This window comes from Roseicella sp. DB1501, from assembly GCF_013112485.1.
Lineage (GTDB): Bacteria > Pseudomonadota > Alphaproteobacteria > Acetobacterales > Acetobacteraceae > Paracraurococcus.
The window spans coordinates 249817-271749 of sequence record NZ_JABFHG010000005.1 but is presented as its reverse complement, the minus strand read 5'-3'; the positions used below and the strand labels follow the sequence as shown (position 1 = coordinate 271749).

General features: G+C 73.6%; 14 protein-coding genes. 5 read left to right on the top strand and 9 right to left on the bottom strand.

What is annotated here, in order from left to right; translation table 11 throughout:
- Positions 1-26: 26 nt before the first annotated feature.
- Both HJG45_RS12160 and HJG45_RS12155 read left to right on the top strand, forming a co-directional pair.
- Complete coding sequence (locus HJG45_RS12160; protein WP_171612386.1) at positions 27-1127, top strand: isocitrate/isopropylmalate dehydrogenase family protein; 1101 nt, start codon at positions 27-29, stop codon at positions 1125-1127.
- Positions 1124-2653, top strand: coding sequence for an FAD-dependent oxidoreductase (locus tag HJG45_RS12155; RefSeq protein ID WP_171612385.1), 1530 nt, complete (start codon positions 1124-1126; stop codon positions 2651-2653). Before HJG45_RS12160 ends, HJG45_RS12155 begins: the two co-directional genes overlap by 4 nt.
- A gap of 145 nt (positions 2654-2798) precedes the next feature.
- Here HJG45_RS12155 and HJG45_RS12150 read toward each other — a convergent pair whose 3' ends face one another.
- The 3 genes from HJG45_RS12150 to HJG45_RS12140 form a co-directional block, all read right to left on the bottom strand.
- Complete coding sequence (locus HJG45_RS12150) at positions 2799-5891, bottom strand: efflux RND transporter permease subunit (RefSeq protein ID WP_171612384.1); 3093 nt, start codon at positions 5889-5891, stop codon at positions 2799-2801.
- Positions 5892-5902: 11 nt separating this feature from the next.
- Positions 5903-6979: an efflux RND transporter periplasmic adaptor subunit gene (locus HJG45_RS12145; protein WP_171612383.1), complete on the bottom strand. Its 1077-nt coding sequence runs from the start codon at positions 6977-6979 to the stop codon at positions 5903-5905.
- 290 nt (positions 6980-7269) lie between these two features.
- A complete protein-coding gene (locus tag HJG45_RS12140) occupies positions 7270-8244 on the bottom strand; it encodes a tripartite tricarboxylate transporter substrate binding protein (RefSeq protein ID WP_171612382.1) in 975 nt (324 codons plus the stop codon).
- Positions 8245-8358: 114 nt separating this feature from the next.
- Between HJG45_RS12140 and HJG45_RS12135 the strand changes: the two genes are divergently transcribed.
- Positions 8359-9114: an enoyl-CoA hydratase gene (locus HJG45_RS12135; protein WP_171612381.1), complete on the top strand. Its 756-nt coding sequence runs from the start codon at positions 8359-8361 to the stop codon at positions 9112-9114.
- Positions 9115-9130: 16 nt separating this feature from the next.
- Positions 9131-10138, top strand: a complete 1008-nt coding sequence (locus HJG45_RS12130) for a nitronate monooxygenase family protein (protein WP_171612380.1) — start codon at positions 9131-9133, stop codon at positions 10136-10138.
- 179 nt (positions 10139-10317) lie between these two features.
- Here the strand turns inward: HJG45_RS12130 and HJG45_RS12125 are convergent, their stop codons facing one another.
- The 6 genes from HJG45_RS12125 to HJG45_RS29430 all read right to left on the bottom strand — a co-directional run bounded on the left by HJG45_RS12125 (position 10318) and on the right by HJG45_RS29430 (position 20622).
- Positions 10318-11859: a DHA2 family efflux MFS transporter permease subunit gene (locus tag HJG45_RS12125; RefSeq protein ID WP_171612379.1), complete on the bottom strand. Its 1542-nt coding sequence runs from the start codon at positions 11857-11859 to the stop codon at positions 10318-10320.
- 1 nt (position 11860) lies between these two features.
- On the bottom strand, positions 11861-12976 hold the full coding sequence (locus tag HJG45_RS12120) for an HlyD family secretion protein (protein ID WP_171612378.1): 1116 nt from the start codon (positions 12974-12976) through the stop codon (positions 11861-11863).
- Positions 12977-12992: 16 nt separating this feature from the next.
- On the bottom strand, positions 12993-13445 hold the full coding sequence (locus HJG45_RS12115) for a MarR family winged helix-turn-helix transcriptional regulator (RefSeq protein WP_171612377.1): 453 nt from the start codon (positions 13443-13445) through the stop codon (positions 12993-12995).
- 85 nt (positions 13446-13530) lie between these two features.
- Complete coding sequence (locus tag HJG45_RS12110; protein ID WP_171612376.1) at positions 13531-14655, bottom strand: DUF2252 family protein; 1125 nt, start codon at positions 14653-14655, stop codon at positions 13531-13533.
- Positions 14656-14911: 256 nt separating this feature from the next.
- The gene (locus tag HJG45_RS12105; RefSeq protein WP_171612375.1) at positions 14912-18712 is read right to left on the bottom strand and encodes a translocation/assembly module TamB domain-containing protein; all 3801 of its coding nucleotides are present in this window, start codon (positions 18710-18712) and stop codon (positions 14912-14914) included.
- Entirely contained in the window at positions 18712-20622 is a 1911-nt protein-coding gene (locus HJG45_RS29430; protein ID WP_171612374.1) for an autotransporter assembly complex family protein, read from the bottom strand. The genes HJG45_RS12105 and HJG45_RS29430 overlap by 1 nt, the downstream gene beginning before the upstream one ends.
- Positions 20623-20699: 77 nt before the next feature.
- Here HJG45_RS29430 and HJG45_RS12095 point away from each other — a divergent pair, with 77 nt between their 5' ends.
- Entirely contained in the window at positions 20700-21869 is a 1170-nt protein-coding gene (locus tag HJG45_RS12095; protein WP_171612373.1) for an amidohydrolase, read from the top strand.
- The last annotated feature ends 64 nt before the right edge of the window (positions 21870-21933 follow it).

Genomic DNA, 21933 nt, shown 5'->3' with positions numbered 1-21933 from the left:
GAGGCGAGGCAAGGGGGAAGCGGGCCATGGCGCGGGCGAATTCGGTGCGGGTGGCGGTGCTGCCGGGCGACGGCATCGGCACCGAGGTGACGGAGGCGACGCTCTCGGTGCTGGAGCCGCTGGCGCGGCGGCACGGCATCGGCATCGCCACCGAGATGCTGCCCGCCGGCGCCTTCCACTACCGGGAGACCGGCGAGGCCTTCCCGGAGAGCAGCTTCCGCGCCGCCGAGGCCGCCGATGCCATCCTGCTCGGCGCCATGGGCTGGCCCGGCATCCGCTATGCCGACGGCACCGAGATCGCGCCGCAACTCGATCTCCGATTCCGCCTCGGCCTCTATGCCGGCGTCCGGCCGGTGCGCGCCATTCCCGGCGTGCCGGTGGCGCTCGCCGATCCACGGGCACGGGACATCGACCTCGTGCTCATCCGGGAGAGCACGGAGGGCCTGTTTCACTCGCGCGGCAAGGGGCTGGTGACGGAGGAGCTCGCCGAGGAGACGCTGCGCATCACCCGCGCGACCACCGAGAAGCTGGCGCGCTTCTCCTTCCGCCTCGCCGAACGGCGCGCGGCGCAGCGCGGCCGGAAGGGCCAGGTGACGCTGGTGGACAAGGCGAACGTGTTCCGCGCCTTCGCCTTCATGCGTGGCGTCTTCGACGGCGTGGCCAAGGAATTCCCCGGCATCGGCAGCGGCCACCACTACGTGGATGCCATGGCGCTCGACCTCGTCCGGCGCCCCTGGGCCTTCGACGTGCTGCCGACCGAGAACATGTTCGGCGACATCCTCTCCGATCTCGGCGCCGGTCTGGTCGGCGGCATGGGCTTCTCGCCCTCGGCCGATATCGGCGACACGTATGCGGTGTTCCAGCCGGCGCATGGCACCGCGCCCGACATCGCCGGCAAGGGCATCGCCAACCCCACCGCGACGCTGCTCTCGGCGGCGATGATGCTGGACTGGCTGGCGGCGCGCGGCGCCGGGCAGGGCTATGCCGATGCCGCGACGGAGCTGGAAGGCGCGGTGGATGCCGCCTTCGGCGCCGGGCTGCGCACCGCCGATATCGGCGGCGGCGACGGCACCGCGGCGGTGGCGCGGGCGGTCGCCGATCACATAGGCAGCCGCAGCGGCGGATGATCAGCCGGCGCGCCCTGCTCGAGGGCGTCGCCGGTGCGGGCGGGGCGCGCGCCGTCATCGCCACCCTCGCCGCGCTCGGCGGCCTGCCCGCGACCCCGGCCCGCGCCGCGCCGCCGGCGCTGCCGCGCGACGGGCGGCGGGTGGTGGTGGTCGGCGGCGGCATCGCCGGGCTGGTCGCCGCCTTCGAGATGCGCCGCGCCGGCTGGTCGGTGCGGCTGCTGGAGGCGGCGCCGCGCCTCGGCGGCCGCTGCCTGACGCTCCGCGCCGGCGACGCGGTCCTGGAAGCCGGCGGGCCGGCGCAGCGCGTCGCCTGGGACCCGGCGCCGCATCTTTACTTCAATGCCGGCGCCGCCCGCATCCCGCACCATCACCGCGGCATCCTCGGCTATTGCCGGGCGCTCGGCGTGCTGCTCGAGGTGCTGGTGAACGAGAACCGCGCCGCGCCGGTGGAGGGGGCGGGCGGGCCGCTGCCGCTGCGCCGGGTGCAGGCCGATCTGCGCGGGCTGGTGGCGGAGCTGGCGGTGAAGGGTCTCGGCGCCGAGGCCCTGGCCGGGCCGCTCTCGGCGGCCGAGCTGGAGGGGCTGCGGCGGGCGCTGCGCTTCTGGGGCGCGCTGGATGCCGACCTGCGCTATCGCGGCAGCCCGCGCTCCGGCTGGGCGCTGCCGCCCGGCGCCGGCCCCGACCCGCCGCGCCCGCTGGAACCGCTCGATCCGCGCCTGCTGCTGCGGCCCGAGCTGTGGCTGGCCGCGGGCTTCGCCGAGGGCATCGACTACCAGGCGACCATGCTGCAGCCGGTGGGCGGCATGGACCGCATCGCCCTGGCGCTCGGCCAGGCGCTCGGCGATGCGGTGGTGACGGGGGCCGAGCTGCTCTCGCTGCGCCGGGTGGAGGGCGGCGCCCGCCTCGCCTGGCGGGAGGAGGATGGCAGGCGGCACGAGGAGGTGGCGCCGGCCATGCTGCTCACCCTGCCGGCGCCGCTGCTGGCGCGGCTCGACACCGACCTGTCGGAGGGGCGGAAGGCGGCGCTGGCCGGGCTGCGCTATTCCGAGGCGGCGAAGCTGGCCTTCCTCGCCCGCCGCCGCTTCTGGGAGGAGGATGCCGCGATCTATGGCGGCATCTCCTGGACGGCGCGCGACGCCACTCAGATCTGGTATCCGAGCCAGGGCTTCCACGCCGCCGGCGGCGTGCTGCTCGGCGCCTATATCTGGGACGACGACGTGGCGCGGCGCTTCGCCGCCCTGGATCCGGCGGCGCGCGGGGCGGCGATGGCGGCGGATGGCGAGGCGCTGCATCCCGGCTATGCGCGCGAGGTCGGTGCGCCGGTCTCGGTCGCCTGGGCGCGCATGCCGCTGGCCGGCGGCGCCTGGGCGGAATGGAGCGCGGCGCAGCGCGCCCGGGACTATCCGCTGCTGCGAGCGCCGGAGGGGCCCTACCACTTCGCCGGCGAGTACCTCTCCTGGCTACCGGGCTGGCAGGAGGGGGCGGTGCTCTCGGCCTGGCAGGCGCTGGAAGGGCTGGCGCGGTAGAGCGGCGCCGCCTTCAAGCGCCTGTCAGAACCGTCGCTCCCCACTGCCCTGCTGCGGCTTCGGCGCGGCAGGCTGTGACGGGTCTGGGCGGGAGGGGCCTCCATGGAGCCCCCACAATGCCGCGAAGCGGTTTTGTGGGGCGTTCTCATTCCGCCGCCAGGGTCAGGCCGGCCGGCAGGACCTGCCGCCGCATCCGCAGCGCCAGCCCGTAAAGGGCCGGCACCACCAGCAGCGTCGCCACGGTGCCGAGCGTCAGCCCGCCGATCATGGCGATCGCCATCGGCCCCCAGAAGACCGAATGCGCCAGCGGCACGAAGGCGAGCACCGCGGCGAGCGCCGTCAGCAGCACCGGCCGGGCGCGGCGAACCGTGCTCTCGATGATGGCGCGCCGCAGCTCGCTGCCGGCGGCGAGGTCCTGCCGCACCTGATCGACCAGGATGATGCTGTTGCGCATGATCATCCCGGCCAGCGCGATGACGCCGAGCAGGGCGACGAAGCCGAAGGGGCTGTCGGTCAGCAGCAGGGCGGCGGCGGCGCCCGGCAGGCCGAGCGGCGCCGTCGCCAGCACCAGCAGGGTGCGGCCGACATGCCGGAGCTGCCACATCAGCAGCAGCAGCATGGCGCCGATCATCACCGGGAACAGGGCGTAGAGCGCGGCATTGGCCTTGGCGCTCTCCTCCGTCGCGCCGCCGGTGACGATCCGCATCCCGGCCGGCAGCCGGGCCCGCAGCGCCTCGATCCGCGGCATCGCCGCCGCCGTGACGTCGGGCCCCTGCAGCCCCTCCGCCACATCGGCGCGGACGGTGAGGAAGAGCTCGCGGTTGCGGCGCCAGAGGATCGGCTCCTCCATTACCGGCTCCAGCCGGGCGAGCTGGGCGAGCGGCACCGCGCCGGCCGGCGTCGGGATGGTGAGGTCGGCGAGGGCGGCGAGCGAGAGGCGCTCCGCCGCCGGGGCGCGCACCACCACATCGACCAGCCGGTGCCCCTCGCGCAGCTGCGTCGCGACGGTGCCCGAGAGCAGCCCCTGCAGCGCCTGGGCGACCGTCGCCGGGGAGAGGCCGAGCTGCGCCAGCCGCTCCTGCTCGAGCGCGATGCGCAGGCCCGGCGCCCGCTCGCCCCAGGCGAGCTGCACGTCGCGCGTGCCAGGCGTCGCCCGCAGCGCCGCGGCGACCTCGCCGGCGACCCGGCGCAGCCCGTTGACATCCGGGCCCTGCACGCGGAACTGCACGGGGAAGCCGACCGGCGGGCCGAATTCCAGCCGCGAGACGCGCAGCCGCGCCTCCGGCACCGTGCCGTCCTCGGCCAGCCGGCGCAGTCGGGCCAGAAGCCGCTCGCGCGCCGCCAGGTCGGGGGTGAGGATGACCAGCTTGGCGATGGCCTCGTTCGGCAGGTCCGGGTTGAGGGCGAGGAAGAAGCGCGGCGCGCCAGAGCCGAGATAGGTGGTGACGCTCCGCGCATCCGGGTCGCCCCGCAGCGCCGCCTCGATCCGCTCGGCGGCGGCGCGCGTCGCCGGCAGGCCGGCGCCCTGGCGCAGCGTAATGTCGACCAGCAGCTCGAGCCGCGCCGAGCTGGGGAAGAATTGCTGCCGCGTCGCCGCCAGCCCGGCGATGCCGGCGCCGAGGACGAGCACGGCGATGCCGAGGACCGGCAGGCGATGGTCCACGCACCAGCCGACCAGCCGGCGCAGCAGGCGGTAGGCGCGGCCGTGATAGCCCGCGCCGTGTGCCCCCCCGGCGGCCGCCTTGCCCACCCCCTTGGCCCGCGCTGCCGGCAGCAGGAGCAGGCCGAGCGTGGGGACGAAGAGCACGGCGACAAGCCAGGAGGCGGCGAGCGCCGTGCCCACCACCCAGAAGATGCCGCCGGCATACTCGCCCGCGGTCGAGGCGGCGAAGCCGACCGGCAGGAAGCCGGCGACGGTGACCAGCGTGCCGGAGAGCATGGGAAAGGCGGTGGAGCTCCAGGCGAAGCTCGCCGCCCGCAGCCGGTCCCAGCCCTCCTCGAGCTTCACCACCATCGCCTCGATGCTGATGATGGCGTCGTCGACGAGTAGGCCGAGGGAGAGGATCAGCGCGCCGAGGCTGATCCGCTCCAGCTCCATCCCCCAGGCCAGCATCACCAGGAAGACGATGGCGAGCGTCAGCGGCACGGCGAGGGCGACGACGATGCCGGCGCGCAGGCCGAGGGAGAGGAAGGAGACCACCATCACCACGGCGAGGGCGGCGGCGAATTTCAACAGGAACTCGCCGACGCTCTCGGCCACCACCCGGGGCTGGTCGGCGATCACCTCGAGCGCCAGGCCCAGCGGCAGCTCGGCGCGCAGGCGGCCGAGCACCTCCTCCACCTCGCGGCCGAGGGCGAGCACGTCGGCGCCGGGGCGCTTGGCGATGCCGATCAGCACGGCGGGCCGGCCCTGGTGGCGGATCTGCGCGCTCGGCGGATCGGCCAGGCCGCGGCTGACGCTGGCGATGTCGCCGAGGCGCAGCGTCCGCTCGCCGCTCGCCACCGGCACGGCGCGGATCGCGGCGAGCCCGTCGAGAGCCGCGGCGCCGCGGAGATGGATGCGCGAGGAGGACGTCTCGGCCACGCCGGCGGGCAGGACGGCGTTGTGCCGCGCCAGCGCCTCGACGATCGCCGCGGGGGGGATGGCCAGGGTGGCGAGGCGGCGATGCGAGACATCGACGAAGACGCGCTGCGCCTCCTCGCCGAAGATCGCCACCTTGCCGGCGCCGGGCAGCGGCAGCAGCCGCAACCGGATCGCCTCGGCCTGGCGCGTGAGCTCGGCATTGTCGGCGCCGGTCAGCGCGACGAGGACGGCATAGACATCGGAATACTCGTCGTCAAAGACCGGGCCCTGCAGCCCGGCGGGCAGGCCCGGGCGGATGTCGGCGACCTTCTTGCGCACCTGGTACCAGAGGCCCGGCACCTCGCCCGGCGGCGTGGCGTCCTGCAGCACGACGGTGGTGATGGCCGAGCCCGGGCGGGTGAAGGTCTGCAGGTGGTCGAGCCAGGGCAGGTCCTGCAGCTTGCTCTCGATGCGGTCGGCGACCTGGTCCTGCATCTCCTCGGCCGTCGCGCCTGGCCACTGCGCCGAGACCACCATCAGCTTGATCGTGAAGCCGGGATCCTCGGCGCGGCCGAGGCGCAGATAGGCGGCGGTGCCGGCCAGGGCGAGCAGCAGGAGAAGGAAGAGGGTGAGCGTGGTGTTGCGCACGCCCCATTCCGACAGGTTGAACCGCATTCCGGGCCGCCCTAGCGCAGCGTCGCCGCCGGGCGCAGGCCGGCGATGCGGACCCGGCTCGCCGGCTCGAGCAGTTGCGGGCCGAGCGCCACCACCTGGTCGCCCTCGGCGAGCGGGCCGCGCAGCACGGCCGCCACCTCGCCGAGCGAGACTACCTCGACCGGGACCGCGGCGACGCGGCCCCCGGCCACGCGCCAGACCATCGGCCCGGCGCCGCGGTCGTGCAGGGCGGAGAGGGGCAGGGTGGCGAGCGTCTCGCCCGGCGCCTCGGTGAGCACCGTGCCGGTCATGCCGAGCGTGATCCAGTCCGGCGCCTCGGGCAGCGAGAAGCGGGCGGTGTAGGTGCGGAGCAGGCTTTCCGCCTGCGGCGCCAGCTCGCGCAGGCGGGCCGGCAGGGAGAGGCCGGGGCGCGCCCAGAACTGCGCCGCGACCCGGGCCTCGGCGAGGCCGGTGACGGCGGCTTCCGGCACCTGCACCACCAGCTCGCGCTCCTCGGGATTGGCCAGGCGGAAGACCGGCTGCCCCTCGGCCACCACCTGCCCGGCCTCGGCCAGCAGGGCGGTGACGACGCCATTGCCCGGGGCCCGCAGCAGGGCGTAGTCGAGCCGGCGGCGGGCCAGGTCGAGCGCGGCGCGGGCGGCGGCGGCGCGCTCGGCGGCGCTGCGGGCGGCGGCCACGCGCTGGTCGTCATAGGCGATGGAGACATGGCCGGCGGCGCGCAGCGCGCGCGACCGCGCCGCCTCCGCCGCGGCCTGCCGCGACTGGGCCTCGGCGGCCGAGAGCTCGGCCTCGGCCGCCCGGGCGGCGAGGGACAGGTCCGCCTCCTCGATGCGCGCCATGGGCTGGCCGGCCGCCACCTTCTGCCCGACCTCGACGAGGCGCGCGGTGATCCGGCCGCCGGCGCGAAAGGCGATGTCGGCCTCGTGCCGGGCCCGGACCACGCCGGTGAGGGCGCGGGCCTCGGCGGCCGGGGCGAGATGCACCTCGGCCACCTGCACCGGCCGCGGCTGCTCGGCGGCGGGTTGCGTGGCGCTCTCGGCCTTGCAGCCGAGGAGGGCGATGGGCATGAGCAACAGGACAGGACGCATGGGCTGGCTCCGGACGGCCGGAGATCGGACCATGTGCCGACCGACGAGCCGCGGGGCTCGTCAGCGCGCGCCCTTCACGGCCGGAGGGCGCGCAGCACGGGTGCAGCCATCTCGTCCACCGGGAGCCGGAGCGCCTCCTCGCCCGGTCCTGGCCGGGCAAGGCCGGTCGCAGCCGGGCCCGGGTGGTTCCGGGGGCATTATCGTATGCAATCCGGTTGGCGGTTTCTTAACGGGGTTCACATGTCCCCCCTTGTCGCCTCCCTTGTCGCTCCTTTTGTCGCCCTGGGGCGTCAGTCGATCTGCAGGTTCATCCGCTGCAGCACCGGCGCCCAGCGCTCGGCCTCCTGGCGGAGGAAGCGGGCGAATTCCTCCGGCCCGGTGCCGAGGGCGAACTGCCCCTCGCCGAGCAGCCGGTCGCGCAGGCCAGGATCCCGCAGGGCGGCGGCCGCGGCCTGCGAGACGCGCTCGATCATCGGCTGCGGCGTCCGGGCCGGCGCGACCAGGCCGAAATAGGTCTGCGCCACGGTGCCGGGCACGAATTCCTCGAAGATCGGGCGGTCCGGCGTCGCCGGCATCCGGCGGTCGCCGGTCCAGGCCAGGATGCGGCCCTGGTGGTTGCGGTGCGGCTGGATGGCGCTCGCCCCGCCGACCACCAGCAGGTCCAGCGTGCCGGCGAGGAAGTCGTTGAGCTGCTGCGCATCGCCCTTGTAGGTCACGTCCTGCATGCGGATGCCGAGCTTCTCCGCCACCAGCACCGCGGCGATGTTGTTGAAGCTGGAGGGACCGTTGGTGCCGTAATTGAGCTGCCCCGACTTCGCCTTCGCCAGGGCGACGAAATCCGGGATGGTCTGCGGCATGTCCATCCGCAGCAGGAAGGCGAAGGGCAGGACCGAGAGCAGCGAGGCGGGGGCGAAATCCTCGGCCTTGTAGGAGAGGCGGCGAATCAGCAGCGGGTTCAGCGTCAGCGTCGTGCCCGAGTTGACCAGCAGGGTGTAGCCGTCCGGCGCGGCGCGGGCGACGGATTCCGCGCCGACCACGGTGGCGGCGCCCGGGCGGTTGTCCACCAGCACCGGCGCGTCGAGCGCCGCTTGCATCCGCTCGGCGAGCAGTCGCGCCATCACGTCGGTCGAGCCGCCGGGCGGGAAGGGGACGACCAGGGTGAAGGGCCGCGCCTGGGCCAGTGCGGGGCTTGCCAATACGGGACCTGCCAGCGCCGCCGCGGCGGCGGCGAGGAAGGGGCGGCGCCCCGGCATCGTGACGGTCATAGGGTCCTCCCGGTGGTTCGGCGCAGGGTGCCATGCGGGAGCGACGCCGGAAATGGCCGCGCGCTTGACGCCGGCCGCGCCGCGCCCTGCTATGGCGGCAGGAGGAGCGAAGCGATGTCCGAGTATATCCGCGTCTCGGTGGCGGACGGCGTCTGCACCGTGGCGATGCACCGGCCCGAGAAGAAGAACGCGCTGACCCGCGACATGTATGCGGGGCTGGCCGATGCCATCGAGCGCAGCGCCGCCGATCCGGAGATCCGCTGCCTGCTGCTGACCGGCACGGAGGAGGTCTTCTGCGCCGGCAACGACATCGCCGATTTCCGCGCCCCGCGCCCGGCCGAGGACCCCGCCGTCCCGACGCCGAGCCGGCGCTTCTATTTCGGCCTGGCGAATTTCGAGAAGCCGCTGGTCGCCGCGGTGCCCGGCCTTGCGATCGGCATCGGCTGCACCATGCTGCTGCATGCCGACATCGTCTATGCCGCGCCGGAGGCGCGCTTCCGCCTGCCCTTCGTCGATCTCGGCCTGGTGCCGGAGCTCGGCGCCTCCATGCTGGTGCCCTGGCTGGTCGGCAAGCACAAGGCGGCCGAGCTCATGATGCTCGGCGAGTTCTTCGACGCCGCGGCGGCCGAGCGCATGGGCTTCGTCAACCGCATCCTCGACCGCGCCGAGCTGTTGCCCAACGCCACGGCGACGGCGCGTGCCCTGGCGCAGAAGCCGGTGGAGGCGATGCGCCAGACCAAGCGGCTGCTGCGGCCGGAGATGCCGCCGCTGCTCGCGCGCATGGAGGAGGAGCGCGTGCTGATCGCCGAGCGGCTGCGCGCGCCCGAGACCCAGGCCATCATGGCCAATGTGCTGAAGCCCAGGCGCTGACCGGAAGGATATTCGTATGTCGCTGCTGGACATGATGAAGGGGCGGCTGTCGCTGCCCGTCATCGGCTCGCCGCTCTTCATCATTTCCGTCCCCGACCTCGTGGTGGCGCAGTGCACCGCCGGCGTGGTCGGCTCCATGCCCTCGCTCAATGCCCGGCCGGCCGAGCAGTTCGAGGACTGGGTGGTGGCGATCAAGGAGCGCCTCGCCGCGCATGACGCGCGGCATCCGGACCGCAAGGCGGCGCCCTTCGCCATCAACCTCATCGTGCACAAGTCGAACGACCGGCTGGAGCACGACCTTGCCATCGTGGTGAAGCACAAGGTGCCGCTGATCATCACCTCGCTCGGCGCCCGGCCGGAGGTGAACCAGGCGGTGCACGGCTATGGCGGCTATGTGCTGCACGACGTCATCAACCAGCGCTTCGCCCACAGCGCCATCGACAAGGGCGCCGACGGCCTGGTGCTGGTGGCGGCGGGAGCGGGCGGCCATGCCGGCGCCCTCTCGCCCTTCGGCTTCCTGCAGGAGACGCGCGCCTGGTTCGACGGGCCGATCGCCCTGTCAGGCGCCATCGCGCATGGCCGCAGCATCCTGGCCGCCGAGGCGATGGGCGCCGACTTCGCCTATATCGGCAGCGCCTTCATCGCCACCGAGGAGGCGCGCTCGCAGCCCGAGCAGCGGCAGATGATCGTCGAGAGCGGCGCCGAGGACATCGTCTACACCAACCTCATCACCGGCGTGCACGGCAACTACCTGAAGCCCTCCCTGCGGAAGGCCGGGCTGGACCCGGACAACCTGCCGACCAGCGATCCGAGCGCGATGAGCTTCGGCAGCGAGCGCAAGCGGCGATGGAAGGATATCTGGGGCTCGGGCCAGGGGATCGGCACGGTGCGGGAGGTGGTGCCGGCGGCGGCGCTGGTCGAGCGGCTGCGGCGCGAATACGCCGCCGCCCGCGCCCGCCTCGGCGCCCGCAGCCCCCTGGTCAACCCCGCCTGGGAAAAGCTCCTCGACGCCGCCGCGGAGTAGTCCCGAGGCGGCGACGGCCCCGCAGTCGCTGCCCCGTTGTCCCTCCGAGGCTTCGCCTCGGAGGGCTGTGACGCGCTCAGGGCCAGGAGCGAATCCCGGGGTCCCCACGATGGCGCGAAGCGACATCGTGGGGAAATTCCGGGGCCCCTGCGGCGGCGCGCAGCGACGTCGTGGGGAGTTCAATCCATCGCCGCATGCGCCGGATCGGCGGCGACGGCCCGCGGCGGGCGCCGCATCAGCGGCAGCAGGAACAGCATGCCGAGCGCGAGCACCATCAGCAGGTGGAAGTCGTTGCCATAGGCGATGATGCTCGATTGCCGCGTCACCTCGGCATTCAGCGCCGCCGCGCCCTCGGCGGTACGGAAATCCCAGAACTGCCGGATGGCCGGCAGCTCGAACAGCCGGTTCAGCGGCGTGACGTGCTCGGCCAGCGAGGCGTGCATGATCTGGGTGTTGCGCGTCAGCAGCGCCGCCAGCGCCGAGATGCCGATCGCCGAGCCGAGGTTGCGCAGCAGGCTGATGAGCGAGGTGCCGTCGGTGCGCAGCGCCGGGTCCAGCGTGGCGAAGGCGACGAGGTTGAGCGGGATGAAGACGAAGCCGAGCCCCATGCCCTGCACTACCGTCACCAGCATCAACCAGTGCATCGGGATGTCCGGCGTCCAGTAGGTCATGTCCCAGAGCGTCCAGGACAGGATCAGGATGCCGAAGGCCATGATCTGGCGCGGGTCGACGCGCGCGGCCAGCCGGCCGGCGACGAACATCGCTGCCATGGTGCCGATGCCACGCGGCGCCATGGCGAGGCCGGCGGTGAAGACCGGATAGTCGGCCAGCGTCTGCAGATAGGGCGCGAGCAGGGCGGAGGTGGCGAAGAGGATGACGCCGACCACGAACATGATGCCGAGCCCGGCGACGAAATTGCGGTCGCGGAAGATGCGCGGCGGGATGAAGGGCTTCTCCGCCAGCGCCATGTGCACCAGGAACAGGTAGAGGCCGAGCCCGGCCAGCGTCGCCTCGATCAGGATCTCGGTCGAGCCGAACCAGTTCTTCAGCTCGCCGCGGTCCAGCATGATCTGCAGCGCGCCGACGCCGAGGGCGAGCGCGCCGAAGCCGGTCCAGTCGAAGCGCCGGCCGGGCTGGGCGCCGCCGCGCGGCAGGAACAGCAGCAGGCCGAGGAAGGCGAGCAGGCCGAAGGGCAGGTTGACGTAGAAGACCCAGCGCCAGTTCAGGTTCTCGGTGAGGTAGCCGCCCAGCGTCGGCCCGAGGATCGGCCCGACCATCACGCCCATGCCCCAGATCGCCATGGCCGAGCCGCGCTGCGCCGGCGGGTAGATATCGAGCATGGTGGACTGGCTGAGCGGCACCAGCGCCGCGCCGAAAGCGCCCTGCAGCAGGCGGAAGACCACCATCTGCTCGAGCGTCTGCGCCGCGCCGCAGAGCACGGAGGCCAGGGTGAAGCCGCCGACCGAAAGCAGGAACACGCTGCGCCGGCCGAAGCGGGCGACCAGGAAGCCGACCGGCGCGGTCAGGATGGCGGCCGCGGTGATGTAGCTGGTCAGCACCCAGGTGATCTGGTCGGAGGTCGCGGCCAGCCCGCCCTGCATGTAGGGCAGGGCGACGTTGGCGATGGTGCCGTCCAGCGCCTGCATCAGCGTCGCCACCATGGCGCAGATGGTGATGAGGGCGCGGTGCGGCACCACCTCCTCCGCGGCGGAGCCGGACATCTCAGCCTCCGATCAGGTCGCTCAGATGCCGCTCGTGCCCGGTGTCGATGGAGACGACCGCGCTCATGCCGGCACGGAGCTGCGGCGCGTCAGCGGGCTGCTCGACGCGGATGCGCACCGGGATGCGCTGCACCACCTTCACCCAGTTGCCCGAGGCGTTCTGCGCCGGCAGCACGCTGAAGGTGGAACCCGAGGCAGGGCTGATGCTGGCCACCGCGCCGTTCCAGGTGATGCCCGGATAGGTGTCGATCGTTACCGTCACCGGATCACCGGCCTTCACATGCGTCAGGTCGGTCTCCTTCGGCAGCGCATCCACCCAGACATGGTCGGTCGAGACCAGGGCGAAGGCCGGGGTGGAGGCGCCGAGATACTGGCCGGGCTGCAGCGAGGAAACCTGGGTGACGACGCCGGCGAAGGGGGCGCGGATCGTCGCGTGGTCGAGCTGCCGCCGCGCCTCGTCGAGACGGGCCTGGGCGGCGCGGGTATCCGGGTGCTGGTCGATCGGCGCATCGGCCGAGCCGCCGAGCTTGGCGAGCTGCACCTGCGCCTGCACCTTCAGCGATTCGAGCTGCTGCTGCGCCTGGGCAAGGCCGAAGCGGGCCTGGTCATAGGCCGCCCGCGTCACCGCGCCGCTGTTGACGATCTGCGCCGCGCGGTTGTTGGTCGCCTGGGCGAGCTGCACCGCCGCCTCCTGCGCCGCGACGTCGCGCAGGATGCGGCGGTAATCGGCCTGCATCGCCTCGAGGTTCAGCTTCGTCTGCAGGAGCTGCGCCTCGGCCTGCTGCACGGCGTACCGGAAGGGCGCGGGGTCGAGCTGGACCAGGACCTGGCCGGTCCGCACCGCCTCGCCCTCGTGCACCGCGATGCGCTGGACGATGCCGGAGACATCGGTGGCGAGCAGCAGCTTGTCGGCCTGCACATAGGCGTCGTCGGTGCCGGCATAGCGCCCGCCGCGAAGCCAGACCTCGCCGGCGCCGAGCGCCACCACCAGGACGCCGCCGAGCATCAGGACAGGACGCAGCCAGCGGCGGCGAGGGCGCGCGGGCTTCCTCGTCGTCGCCTGGTCGGGCGCCGCGTCCCGGGCGCTGCGGTCGGCGCGGATGGAACCTTCGGGCATGGACTATGTCACTTCCTCAGGCGGCCTCGCCGGCTTCGCCGGCAGCCAGCAGGTTGTTCTTCATCAGCAGCAGGGCCTCGATCACCTGCCGTCGCCGCTCCGGCGAGAGGCCGGAGGTGACCTCGGCATCGAAGGCGATCCGCATCTCGTCGATCTCGGCCAGCACCGGGGCGGCCTCGGGGGTGAGGTGCAGGCGCCAGACCCGCCGGTCGGCCGGATCGGCGCGGCGCTCCACCAGGCCGCGGGCGGTGAGGCGGTCCACCAGGCGGCCCACCGTGATCGGCTCGACCTCCAGGATCTCGGCCAGCTCCCGCTGGGTCATGCCGCCGCAGCGGCGCAGCCGAACCAGGATCATCCACTGCGCCCGGGTCATGCCATGCGCGCGGGCTCGACGGTCCGCCAGGGTCCGCATGAGCCGGGCGACGTCGTGCAGCAGGATCAGGAGGTTGGGGTCTTGCAGGTCGGGCATCGGTGGAGAGGTGCTCAGGCGGCTGAATATAAGCAGCGTTATGATATGCCCAACAGCAGGTGAATTAGCTTCGAGTCATCAAATTTCACAATTTTGTGTTCTTGCCGCTGCCACTCGCCGCGGCCAGCGCCGCCTGGTCGGCGCGCACCGCATCCGCCATCACGCGCGCCGCATCGCGCAGCCAGTCCGGCGGCATCTGCTCCAAGTCGCCGAGGATCGCGGCGCCCGCGCCCGCGCCCGCAGGGGCACCAGTACCGGGACCGGCATCGGCATGCAGGTTGCCGATCTCGCCCCCCATGGCCTCGAGCAGGGAGAGCAGCGGGCCGGCCCCGTCGCCGCCCGCCGGCACCTCCAGCTTCCGGCTGTCCGGCGCCAGGCGGCGGATGACGAGGCCCGGCGGCAGGGCGTACCAGGGATCGGCCGCCCGGTTCGGGCTGTTCGCCAGCGCCGCGACATCGATCTCCGCCGCGCCGGGAAAGCCGGCCTGCCGCCAGGCGGAGGGCACCCGTGCCTTGGCCTCGCGCACCACCTGGCCGCCGCGCCAGGTGGCGATCGCGACCAGCCGCGGGCGCCCGAGGCTGCCGAGCCCGGCCTCGCGGGCGGCGAAATGCGGTGCGGCGGCGCCTGGCGGCAACGCCGCGGTCAGGGCCTGCCGCCAGTCGGGCGGCGGCGCCGCGGCGGGCAGCGCGGCCAGCTTGGCCCAGAAGGCGGCGCGCGCCGGCGGGTCGGGCAGGACCAGGGCGCGCAGCGCGGCATGCTCCTCGTCCAGCACGAAGGCACGCGGCGCGGCGAGATGCGCGGCATAGCCGCGGAGGAGCGTCTCGGCGATCTCCCGCCCGCCCGGCCCGCCATCGCGCCGGGCGAGCAGCGCGCTGGTGGCGAGCCGCACGAGATCGGCGGCGAAGGGCAGGGCGGCCGCCTCGTCGAGATCGTTCACGCCCCAGACCAGCCGGCCCTCGGCATCCCGCCAGGTGCCGAAATTCTCCAGATGCGCATCGCCGCAGGAGGGCACGCGCCGGGTCGCGGCGAGCTTCGGCAGCAGGGCGGCGAATTGCGCGGCGAAGCGGAAAGCGGTGCCGCGCAGGAAGGCGAAGGGATCGGCGGCCATGCGCTGGCGCTTGCGGGCGAGCGCCTCGGGGATCACCGCGCAATGGCGGCCGAGCCAGGCGTCATAAGCGTCGAGCGCCTGAACGATGTCGGTCTTCGGCATGGCGGGGAGAGGATAGGCTGGAACCTGGCGGCGCGGCCTTCGGCGGGGTGGCGTGGCGGTGAAAACGCGGCCATGCCGGCCCTGGAGCGTGACTCACGTGATCAAGCAACGGCCTGGACCGTGATCCGCGACCCTGTGTGAGCGGATCATGGTCCAGTGGCCCGCTGGTCCGCGAGGTCCGTGGGTAAACCCACGACCCTCGCGGGCAGGACATCAGGAACCCCCGCGGCGGTGCGAACCGACGTCGTGGGGGAAATCAGTATTCCAGCTCGTAGGAGAGGCCGAGCCGGTCGCCGGCCGGCCCGGTCGCCGTCTGCCCGTCGAGCTTCAGGCGGGGCGTGATCTCCACCTGCACGCCGACGCCGGTCTGCCCACCCTGGGTGCCCTGCCGCACGCCGAGGAAGACGCCGGGCGCGACATAGCGGCCGGCCTCGACCGTCGGTCCCTTCTGGGCGCTCTCGGCGCTCGATCCCGATTGCTCGCCGCCGCCCGAGACGCCGAGCCGGTCGAGGCCGAGCAGGCTGCGCACCCGGTCGAGCGGGTTGGCCGCGCCGCCGCCGACGCCGCTCATCTGCGCCACCGCCGCGGCGATCTGCGCGATCTCGAGCGGCGAGAGCCGGCTGGTCGGCCGGTCGAAGAGCAGCCGGGCCAGCACCTCGTCCTGCGGCAGTTCCGGCGTGGAGGTGAAGGTCACCTTCGGATCGGCTGGCGAACCGGCGACATTGATGGTGATGGTGGTGTTGCTCGCCTGGGACTGAGCGGTGAGGTCGAGCGTCGGCATCAGCGAGCCGGGCGCGAAGCCGATCGTGCCGCGCCGGAAGGTCACCCGCCGGCCTAGCAGGTCGAGATCGCCGCGCCGCAGGTTGAGCGCGCCATCCGGCGAGGGCGCGGCGGTGGTGCCGCCGACCCTGATGCGGCCGCCGAGCTCGACATCGATGCCGCGGCCGCGGATGAAGATGCTCTGCGGCGCGTTGACCAGCACGTCGAGGTTGAAGGGCGGCGCCGGCGGCGAGGGCTTGGGCGGCGGCTTCGGCGGGATCACGCCCGGCGGCAACGTACCCGTCTGGCGGACATTGGTCAGCGTCGGCACACTGGCGGGCAGGTTCTGCGGGATGCGGATCTCGGCCTCGTTGATCCGCACCTCGCCCGAGAGCGTGCCGCCGCCGGTCACCGGGCCCTGCAGCCGCAGGTTGGTCCCGAGGCTCGCGGTCACCAGGTCGGAGACCACGGGCCGGGCGTTGCGCGCGGTGATGGTGATGTCGGCCGGGAAGCCCGGCTGGCCGGCATCGATGCTGCCCCTGACATTGATCGTGCCATTGCCGGCGGTGCGGGCGTTGATGCCGTCGATGAGCAGCCGCGTGCCCTCGCCGCTCACCGTGCCGTTCACGTCGAAGATCCGCACGCCGTACTGGGTGTTGCGGTATTCGGTGTTGGAGAGGGTGGCGCGTCCGCCGAGGCGGGGCGTGCCGAGCGTTCCGTCCGCCCGCAGCGCCAGGGCCAGCCGGCCGGTGACGCGGTCCGCCCCGGCGGCGAGGAAGGGGCTGGCGAGCGGGGCGAGGTTGAGAGTGCCGTCGAGCGTCGCGGCGAGCGGGTTGGCTGGGCCGAAGCCCTGCGGCAGCCGCGCCTGGGCGGTGATCCGCCCGGCCGGCCCCGCCTCGAGATCGGCGCGGAGCTGCGCCGCCTCGCCGGCGAGGCTGCCCTCGGCCCGGAGCGTCGCCGGCGGCAGGCCTTGCGCCCAGTCGGCGCCGGCGCCGAGGCCGGTGCCGTTCACCACGACGCGGATCTCGGGCTTCGCCACCGGCCCGGTCGCCCGCAGATCGGCGCTGAGCGTGCCCTGCGGCTTGATGTCGGGCGCGAAGGGCTCGGCCAGGGCGAGGGGCAGGGAGGCGATGCTGGCGGTCAGGTCGGCCCGCTCCGGGCCCCAGCGGCCGCGCGCCTCGATCCGGCCGCCGCGGCTGACGGCGATGCTGGTGGGCGCGATCTCGACGCCGCCATCGCCGCCGAGCGTCACCCGCGTCGGCGCGGCGAGGCGGAGGGATTCGCCCTTCGCCTGCGCCTCCAGCGCCGCGAGATCGAGCCGGTAGCCGCCATTCTGCTGCGCGACATGGCCGCGGCCGGAGACGGCGCCCTGGGTGGCGCGGCCCTGCAGGGTCCAGTCGAGGGCGGCGGGCGTGCCGGCGGCGCTGGCCTGCAGGCTGCCCTCCTGGCCATTGAAGGCGAGGTGCGGCGCATCGAGTTTCGCCTCGAAGCCCTGCAGCCCGTCCTGCGGCGCCAGCTTGGCATCGAGTGCCAGCCGCCCGCCGAGGTCCTGGACGCCGCCGAGCCGGCCGAGCGGCGCCAGGTCGCTCGCGGTCAGCTTCGCCGTGCCGTCGAAGAGCTTCGCCGCCGGGTCGAGCCGGCCCGTCACGTCGAGATGCGCGGGACCCAGCCGCGCCTCGCCCTGCTCGATCTGGACGAGGCTGCCCTCGGGCTGGCCGCGGAAGGCGAGGGCGAGCGGCATCCCGTCCAGCCGGCCATCGAGATTGGCGGTGCCGCGCGGCGCCGAGGCCGGGGTGGCGATCCTGGCGTTCAGCGCCAGCGCCTCCAGCACATGGCCGGCGGCGGCGATGCGGCCCGATTCCGCGGTGACGACGAGATCGGGATCGGCGAGCTTGCCGCTCGCCTGCACCCGCGCCTCCAGCGCTCCCTCCGAGCCGCCGCCGAGCACGGCGAGGCGGGGCAGGGAGAGCCGGGCATCCATGTCGATCGGCTCGACGAGGCTGCCGGCCACGGTCAGCCGCCCCTCGGCGCCGTCGAGCCGTGCATCCAACGCCGGACCGGGCATGGCCGCCTTCACCGCCAGCCGCGGCCGCGGGCCGAGCACCGCATCGGCCTGGGCGACGCCGGTGCGCAGCGCTTCCGGCACCAGGGTGAGGTCGAGCTTCGGCTTGCCGATGGTGCCGCCGATCGTCGCATCGGCCTGCACCGCCTGCCAGCCGAGCCCGGCCGGCAGCAGGGCGCCGAAGCGCTCGGAGGGGGCGAGGGTGAGCTTGGCCGCGAGGTCGAGCGCCTCGCTGCCGAGATCGGCGCTGCCGGTCACGCCGAGCTGGCCCGCCGGCACCTCGAGGCTGAGGTCGCGCAGCGCCAGGCGGCGATCGGCGCCGAGATCGGCATCGAGGGCGAATTGCGCCGGCTCGCCGACCGGCCGCGCCTGCGGTGGCAGCAGCCGCCCGCCGCGCGCCTCGCCCTTGAGCGTCGCGCCGAGCGCGCCATCCGGCCGGGCGCGGACCGTGCCCGCGGCCTTGGCGCCGATCTCGGGCCCGAGCGCCGCGGTCAGGTCGAGCGCCGCGCCGCTGGCCGGCCCGTCCAGCGTCAGGTCGAGGGCGAGGGGCTGGTCCTTCAGCCCGGCGAGGGTCGGGCCGATGCCGCCCGGCGCCTCATGCACCGAGAGCTTGGCCGAGAGCCGGTCCTCGGCCGGGGCGAGGGCGAGGGTCAGGTCCACATGGCCCTCGGCATCCAGCCGCTTCATGGCGAAGGCGGCCCGCAGCGCCCCGGCTTCCAGCGCGGCATTGCCGTCGACCGAGAAGACGGCCTCCTGCTTCACGACTGGCGCGCCGAGCTCCAGCCGCCCGATGCCGAGACGGTCGAGCCGGACCGTGACCGGCAGCGAGGGAAGCTGCGGCAGCACGGTATCGGAAGGCGGCGAGGGCTCGGGCGGCGCCGCCGGCTCGCCCGCGGCGGGCAGGCGCGGCACGGCGATGCGCGCGGCCTGCAGCGCCTCGATGCGGAAGGTACGGGTGGCGAGCGCCATCAGGTCGAGGTCGATCAGCGCCTCCTCGACCGTCAGCCAGACTCCGTCCTTGTCGGCCATGGTGATGCGCGCCGCGCCGAGGCGGCCGGGGATCGGCCCGGTGAGCCCCTCGATGGTCAGCCCCGGCACCTGCTCGCCCGCCAGCCGCGCGACCGTGGACCGTCCGCCCTCGGTATTCACCCAGACCAGGGCGCCGCCGATGAGCAGGATGGGCAGGCCGACGAGGACCAGCAGGATCCCCAGAAGCCATTTCGTGACACGACGCATCAGAAGGACTGACCGATCCCGACATAGAGGCCGAAGGCCGAATTGCCCTGCTGCTTCACCAGCGGGACGGCGATATCGGCCCGGATCGGCCCGATCGCCGTGAAGTAGCGGAGCCCGACGCCGGCCCCGACCCGGAGGTTCGAGGTGTCGGGCGCCGAGCTGGTGCCGACCGAGCCGGCATCGACGAAGGCAACGCCGCCAATGTTGCCCCAGATCCGTTGCCGCAGCTCGAGGCTGGTCTCGAGCAGGCTGGAGCCGCCGGAGGGGCGGTTCAGGGCGTCGCGCGGGCCGATCGACTGGTAGTCGTAGCCGCGCACCGAGCCGCCGCCGCCGCCGTAGAAGCGCTGGTGCCGCGGCACGTTGGGCAGGTCGGCGCCGAGCAGCGAGCCGAAGGTGCCGCGCACCGCGAGGATGGTCCGTCGCTCGCCGAACACATCCCAATAGGTGCTGGCGGTGACGCGCAGCGGCGCGAAGGGCGTCGATTCCCGGAAGGACCAGGACGGCGTGAGGGTGCCGTTCACCCGCCAGCCGCGCGCCGGATCGAGCAGGCTGTCGGTGCCGTCGTAGCGGCCGCCGAATTGCACGCCGGCGATCTGGTAGGGGACCAGCGTGCCGCCCGGCGGGCCGCTGCTGCCGAAATCCAGCACCGGGCCGAAATTGAAGCTGAGGCGCCGGGAATAGCGGCGCTCCAGCAGGGCGGAGAGGGTGATCGCGTCGCGGTCATAGGCCTCGAGCCGCTCGCGCAGGTACCAGATGCTGCCGATGAAGTTCCATTGCGGGCCGAAGCCGAGGCCGAAGACATGCGGGTCGCGATAGGTGCCGCCGATCCGGTAGGTGGAATTCTCGAGCCCGCCATTCGTGCCGAGCCGGGCGATCTCGGCCTCCAGCCGCAATTGCTCGGCATGGCCGAAGAGGTTGCGGTGTTCCCAGTAGACCCGCACGGTCGGGCCGTAATTGGTCTCGTAGGCGAGGTTGATGCCGATGGCGCGGCGGGCCCGTTCGGCGACGACGAAGGTCACCGGCAGGCGCCCCGCCTCGTCCAGCCGCTTCGCCGCCCGTGCCTGCACCGAGCCGAAGGCGCCGAGCGCCATCAGCTCCTGCCGCTGCCGCTCCAGCCGCTCCGGGCTGTAGCGCTCGCCCTCGATCTGCGACGCTTCCTCCCGCAGGAAGCTCGCATCGATCCGCGTCATGCCCTCGACATCCGGCGCGGCGAAGCGGGCGACCGGGCCGGGGGCGAAGGTCCAGGCCACGTCCATGGTGTGGCGGTCGTGATCGACCGTCGTCTCGCGCTTCGCCACCGACGCCAGCGGATGACCCTGCTCCAGCAGCCGGTCGAGCAGGGTCTTCTCGGCGGCGAGCACCGGCGCAGCGCGCGCGACGTCGCCAACCTTCAGGTCGTAGGGCTTCGCCCCCGCCTCGTCGACCGCGGCCTGCTCCGCCGCCGTATCGGCGCGCAGCCGGATATGCGCGATGTGATAGGGCTCGCGCTTGTCGGCGGTGATGCGGATCTTGAGCGGCTTCTCGCGCGTCGCCTCCAGCCGCTCGAGCATGCCCGGCTCGCCGACCGTGCCGCCCAGCATCTCGATCTTCGTCGTGCCTGCCCAGTAGCCCTCGGATTGCAGCGCCCGCTGCAGCCGCTCGCGGTCGCCATTCGCCCGGGCGAGGACGCCGCCGGCCGTGGTCGGCGAGGACTCCTGCAGCGTGACGAGCTGCGAGACCGCCTTCAGCGCGGCGTCGAGCGCATCATCGCCGGTCGGCTCGATCTCCACCGTATAGGGCAGGTTCTCGGGGTCCGGCTCGGCCGCCATAGCCGGGGGCTGCGGCGGCTGCTGCCCTTGTGGCTCCTGGGCGAGAGCGAGGGTCGCGCAGAGCAGCAGCGAGGCGAGGAAGGGGCGGAAGCGGGCAGTCACGGTTGCGGAAGCATTTTCTTCTGGCTTGGTTCCCCCCGGGGATGGAACTGCCCCGGGGCGCGAGTTAGGACACTGCCATGGAAGACCCTCTCGCCCAACGGCTGACCGCCTGGCGCCGCCACCTGCATGCCCATCCCGGGCTGACCTTGCATGAAGGCGAGACCGCGGCCTTCGTGGCGGCACGGCTGCGCGAGCTGGGGGTGGAGGTCACCGAGGGCGTCGGCGGGCATGGCATCGTCGGCACCATCCGCCGAGGCGGCGGCGCCGGCGGCAACCGCAGCGTCGGGCTACGCGGCGACATGGATGCGCTGCCGATCCAAGAGCTGAACGAGGCGCTGCCCCACCGCTCCACCATCCCCGGCGTGATGCATGCCTGCGGCCATGACGGGCACACCACCGCACTGCTCGGCGCCGCGGCGCTGCTGCTGCAGGACCCCGACTGGTCGGGCACCGTGCATCTCGTCATCCAGCCGGCGGAGGAGGGCGGCGGCGGCGCCCGGGCGATGATCTCGGATGGTCTGTTCCGGCGCTTCCCGATGGAGCGCATCTTCGGCTGGCACAACTGGCCGGGCCTGGCGGCGGGGACCGTCGCGGTGCATGACAGCGCGGTGATGGCGGCCGGCGCCCGCTTCGAGATCGCCTTCGAGGGCCATGCCGGCCATGCCGCCCTGCCGCACCTGACGCGCGACCCGATGCTCGGCGCCGGGCATTGCATCGTCGCGCTGCAGAGCATCGTCGCGCGCAACCTCGATCCGCTGCAGGCCGGCGTCGTCAGCGTGACCGTCGCCGAGGCCGGCGAGGCGCAGAACCAGATCGCCGACCGCGCCGTGCTGAAGGGCACCGCGCGCTGGCTCGCCGACGCGACGGGCGAGGCGATCGAGGCCGGGCTGCGCCGCGTCGCCGAAGGCATCGCCGCCGCCTTCGGCCTCCGGGCGACGGTGGAGTTCCGCGTCGGCGTGCAGGTGACGGCGAACCATCCCGGCGAGCGCGACATAGCCGCCGCCGCCGCGGGCAGCGTGACCGCGGTGCGGCGCGACATGCTGCCGGCGATGACGGGCGAGGATTTCTCCTGGTTCCTGCACGAGGTGCCGGGCGCCTTCGTCTGGATCGGCAACGGGCCCACGGACCGGAACGGCACCGGCGGCTGCGAGCTGCACAACCCGCGCTACGATTTCAACGATGCGATCCTGCCGGTGGCAAGCGGCTTCCTCGCCGCGGTCGCGAAGCGGGCGCTCGCCACGGGGTAAACGGCGCCCGCCGGCCTGGACCATGATCCGCTCACACAAGGGCGGGGATCATGGTCCAGGCCAT